This window comes from Moorena sp. SIO4A5 (genome assembly GCF_010672005.1).
GTDB lineage: Bacteria > Cyanobacteriota > Cyanobacteriia > Cyanobacteriales > Coleofasciculaceae > Moorena.
Genome location: NZ_JAAHHZ010000370.1, coordinates 1 through 4672 on the forward strand (window position 1 = coordinate 1; position 4672 = coordinate 4672).

Below are 4672 nucleotides of genomic sequence, written 5' to 3' on the forward strand. Positions count from 1 at the left end.
CAATGACCTCATCAACATTTTTATAGCTCATCACAGGCAGGATAGAGCCAAAGATTTCCTCCTGCATGACGCTCATATCCTCGCTGACATTGGTCACGACATGGGGATAGATCAGCCGCCCATCGCTTTCCTCATGGTCTTTTACAGGATGGATGTTTGCACCTTTAGCTTTTGCATCGTCTAAAAATCGTTGCAGGCGATCATACTGTCTGTCGGTGATAATATGGGTATGCGTGTTTTTATTGTTACTGCTGATGTGGTATTCGGTGTAACGCTTGATAAACGTCTCAACAAATTCCTGCTCTCTGGCTTCGGGAACAAATACATAATCCGGTGATACGCAGATTTGACCTGAGTTAGTCGATTTACCGATGATCAGCGCATCTACAGCAGCATTCATATTGGCATCTTCGCCAATAATCGTGGGGGATTTACCGCCCATCTCCAAAGTGATGGGAGTAAGGTTATCGGCTGCTGCTTTTGCGACCAGCTTGCCGACAGTGGTTGATCCGGTAAAAATCAGATGATCAAATGGCAAGGCGGAAAATGCTGCGCCCATATCGGCTTCACCTTCGATGATGACGATATGATCAGAGATAGTTTCCACGACCTTGCGAAGCATTTGATTGGCGTTCGGTGTAAACTCGCTCATTTTAATCATCACGCGATTCCCTGCGGCCAGAGCTTGTATGGCTGGGCCAAGGGCAAGGAAGAACGGGAAGTTCCACGGTGTAATCACACCAACCACGCCTAATGGCTGATAATGTACAGTAACGCTGGAAGGGGTAAGCAATAAACCCGCATGGCGTTTGGATGGTTTCATCCATTTTTTGAGGTTCTTTAAAGCGTAATTGATTGCTGCAACGCTTGGCAATACATCGGCAATCAATGAATCAAACTCGCTGCGATAGCCGTAATCCTTTTTCAAAGCGTCATAGATTGCTTGCTCATTCTCGATCAGAGACTTCTTTAGTTTTAATAGCACCTCCTTGCGGTCTTTGTAGCTTGGGGCTGGCGCGTTGTTATACGCTGCCTTCATTGCCTCAAAGTCAGCTTGAAGCTGTGCCTGCGGGTTGGTGTTTTCTGTTTCTACTTTAATGTTTACTACTGTAGTCATGGTCTTTCTCCTTTAGGTGTGTTTAAAATTGGGTAATTCTCTAACTTTTCTGGCTAACAACGCTTTCGATGATCACTGTCATATCTTCAAGAAACTGCTCTCTGGATGTTTCTTCCAGCAACAGACCTTTTCCGGCAGAGATAAGAGCAAAGGCCGTTCCTGTTGCTTTTTCACTTGATGCATAGTTATGGCGTTCAAGAAAATCGGCTAGCCGCGCTCTGAACCGCAATGGCCAGTCCTCTTCGGAAGAATGCGTTGCCTGCAAAGCATCGTTCAATATTTCAGTTCCGTGGGAGTTCCTGACAATTTCTACTGCTTCGCCGATCAGGATATCAAAGACATTGATTAGCGTACGTAATGGTGGAAGATCTTCATTGTTCAATGCTGCAAAAATTCGGGCATACATACCGGATAGATAGGTATGGATCGTCCATTCATAACATTTTTCCTTTGAGCCAAATTTTTTATAGATCGACTGTCTGGAAACCCCTGCAGCACGGGCAATATCTTCCATAGATGTTTTGCGAAATCCATATTGAGCGAATGTGGCAAGAATATATTTGGCATTTTCTTTTTCATTTTCCTTTTTTACTGTATTTAACATCTCTTCAATCCCATATTTTTAAGCAAATGATATGTCCCGATGACCGGCAGAAACTGAATGCAAAATCGCTTCTACATCTCTGCGTCGCATCACTTTTGGAACGGCATAAGAACGCCATGCCTCGGCCAGCGCATCTTTAGCAATCTTTTGGAAATCCTTTTCCTCAAGCTCTGTCAGGTTGGCTGGAATGCCGACTTGTTCCGCCAATTGATCAACACGCGCACTAAAATGTTCGGCAAGTGTATCTGTATCTGCTGACGCTTCACCGCCCAGCATCACTTCCAGTTTAGCAAAACGCTCTGCGCAGGCCGACTTATTAAAACGTAAAACTCTTGGGAGTATGATGGCATTCGCCAAACCATGTGGTGTATTATAATGGGCGCTTACCTGATGCGAAATCGCATGGACGTAGCCCAAACTTGATTTGGTAAAAGCATAGCCTGCCAGGAAAGATGCTTGCGCCACCATCTCACGGGCCTTCAAATCGCCACCGTCAGCGTAAGCAGCCGGTAGAAAATCAAAGAGCAGTTTGATGGCCATCGCCGCATCACGATCCGTATCGGCAAAATTATTGCGTGATGTGTAGGCTTCAATCGCATGGGTAAGCACATCCATACCAACCGCTGCGGTCATATGTGCCGGCAAGGATTTTAGAAGCTCTGGATCGAGTGCCGCAGCAATCGGGACATATTTAGGATCAACGAAAAATTGTTTCTTATGGGTTTTCGGATCTGAAATCACGGCAGTATTTGTAACCTCTGATCCGCTTCCTGATGTTGTGGGAACGACATAAAACGGTAACGGAGGCTCTTTAACCTTTAAAATACCTGCCAGTTTATCCAGGCTTCGATTGTTTGTGCTGGCTGCTGAGACAACTTTTGCAACATCGATAATTGATCCGCCGCCTATGGCAAAAACACTATCACACTCATTGTCTTTACTGACTTTAAGGGCAGCTTCTACTTGTTCAAAAGTGGGGTTGGGTTTAACGCCATCAAATATAGTCACTTCACAATCATGTACTTTAAGGTGTTCCAGGAACCCATCAAGCATACCTTTTTCCAATAAAAAGTTGTCTGTGATCAGAAGTGGCTTTTTCTGACCTGCGGCAATCATCAGATCAGCCAGTTTTTGCGTAGACCCAGATCCGGAAAAAACCAGAGGTTTTTGTATCGGGTAAAAAGTTGAAAGTGCCCGAAGCGCATATGTGATCGGTGTTGGTAGCATTTTTTTTCTCCTAAATGTAAAGCGTTGCGTTACAACTAAGTGTCATAGTTGTAACCCTTACATTTACAAATATGACACTGAAATTTTATAATGTCAAGGGCCAGTTTACAGTTTTATATAAAACTGTAAACTAGCAAGAATTGAGGGGTATTGGAGGGGTGAGTGCTTGGTATGGTGCTTGATCGCCGAAAGCAGCATCACCCCAGCGATACCGATGAGTATCGCCACATAGTCCCCGATACGCAGTGTTTCGCCAAACAACAAGCTACCGAGAATGGCAGTTTAGATGGTTTCTGTTTTACATAGGCTGTGCCTACGGCAAAATTGCGATAACCAAACAGAATTACCACCAGTCTTGATTAAGGGAGTGAGACATCAGTGCTATGGCTTATGCCCCTAAGTCATAGTCTAAAGTTGCAATTATTGTGGGTCGAGAATTTATGATTGTGGTCTCAGAATGTCGATGATTGCGGGTCGAGCGACTTATGATTGCAGGTCGCTACATATACCAACTAGCATTGTCAGTTATCACCAAATCATACTTCCCCTACGATTGGGCAACCACTCAACACAATCTGGGTAATGCCTACTGTCAAAGAATTGCCCACGACAGGGATATTCAGAGCCTGATTGATCAAGGCACCGCTATGATTGAGTGGTATGTTACCAGGGATAAAATTCTTACCTTTGTTGTCACCAGTCACAGTCAGCAGCCCATAGTTGTGCCATCCTCTCCTGAAAAGCTGAAAACCTTGGAAGAGTGGGATAAAGACTATACCAATGCCTACCGCAACCAAAAAAATCAATGGATAACCGATCTATCCTCTCGTCTGGCGGAACTCGCTACAATACTAGATATTGATAACATTATTTCCAAGATTGATGGAATATTTGAGAAAGTTGGGGGTAAATGCGATCGCTTAATTCTAGTGCCCCATCGTTTCCTGCATTTGTTTCCCCTCCACGCTTTACCGTTATCAAAGGGAAATTTACTTATCGACCGCTTTGAAAGAGGGGTAAGTTATGCTCCTAGTAGCCAGTTACCAAATTTTGATATTGTGGCTGACAGATGAAATCACGACATTTCCGAAGTATCTCAGTAAACCAACGCAAGTCAGCATTATCTTCTACCCCTTCAATCCCATTCCGAGTGGCTAGGGATTCAGCAGCATCAGCTAAATCACCATCCCACTCTTCGATTACGTCAAGAGCTTCTAGCGCTTCTGGATTATTGGCCAGTTCGGAACGTAAGCTTGAAATCTGTTCTGATGTAAGTGTAGTCATCAAGTTAGTAGAGTAAACTTGCTGAATTTGACAACAACTTTCAGTTTACAACAATTGTTATCGAAAATAGCGCTTTTATGCCGTTGCTTAATAATGGAATGATTTTAAGCGCACCTGTGGAATGGGGATATTGGTGGAACTGGCATCTTGCCAGTTTCAATCTATTTTCCTGCGGGCAGGATGCCCACTCTATAATGGAATGATTTTAAGCGCACCTGTGGAATGGGGATATTGGTGGAACTGGCATCTTGCCAGTTTCATGCTTATTTTCCTGGGGGCAGGATGCCCACTCTATAATGGAATGATTTTAAGCGCACCTGTGGAATGGGGATCTTGGTGGAACTGGCATCTTGCCAGTTTCATGCTTATTTTCCTGGGGGCAGGATGCCCACTCTATAATGGAATGATTTTAAGGGAACCTGTGGAATGGAGAGCTGGGG

At 44.3% G+C, this 4672-nt stretch carries 6 protein-coding genes; 2 read left to right on the forward strand and 4 right to left on the reverse strand.

Annotation, left to right across the window (positions count from 1 at the left end; genetic code table 11):
* The 3 genes from F6K57_RS37165 to F6K57_RS37175 form a co-directional block, all read right to left on the reverse strand.
* A partial coding sequence (locus F6K57_RS37165) for an aldehyde dehydrogenase family protein (protein ID WP_293073310.1) occupies positions 1-1117 on the reverse strand: 1117 nt, incomplete at its 3' end.
* Positions 1118-1157: 40 nt separating this feature from the next.
* The gene (locus F6K57_RS37170) at positions 1158-1721 is read right to left on the reverse strand and encodes a TetR/AcrR family transcriptional regulator (protein WP_293073313.1); all 564 of its coding nucleotides are present in this window, start codon (positions 1719-1721) and stop codon (positions 1158-1160) included.
* 18 nt (positions 1722-1739) lie between these two features.
* Positions 1740-2948: an iron-containing alcohol dehydrogenase gene (locus F6K57_RS37175; protein WP_293073316.1), complete on the reverse strand. Its 1209-nt coding sequence runs from the start codon at positions 2946-2948 to the stop codon at positions 1740-1742.
* A 485-nt stretch (positions 2949-3433) separates the two neighbouring features.
* Between F6K57_RS37175 and F6K57_RS37180 the strand changes: the two genes are divergently transcribed.
* Positions 3434-4021 carry a hypothetical protein gene (locus F6K57_RS37180; protein ID WP_075899089.1) on the forward strand — a complete coding sequence of 196 codons (588 nt, stop codon included), beginning with the start codon at positions 3434-3436 and terminating at the stop codon, positions 4019-4021.
* On the opposite strand, the gene F6K57_RS37185 is transcribed toward F6K57_RS37180, so the two are convergent.
* A complete protein-coding gene (locus tag F6K57_RS37185; protein ID WP_198954016.1) occupies positions 3978-4232 on the reverse strand; it encodes a hypothetical protein in 255 nt (84 codons plus the stop codon). The two genes, F6K57_RS37180 and F6K57_RS37185, sit on opposite strands and share 44 nt — an antisense overlap.
* Positions 4233-4353: 121 nt before the next feature.
* Between F6K57_RS37185 and F6K57_RS37190 the strand changes: the two genes are divergently transcribed.
* The coding region (locus tag F6K57_RS37190; protein WP_293073320.1) for a hypothetical protein at positions 4354-4672 on the forward strand (319 nt) is incomplete at its 3' end.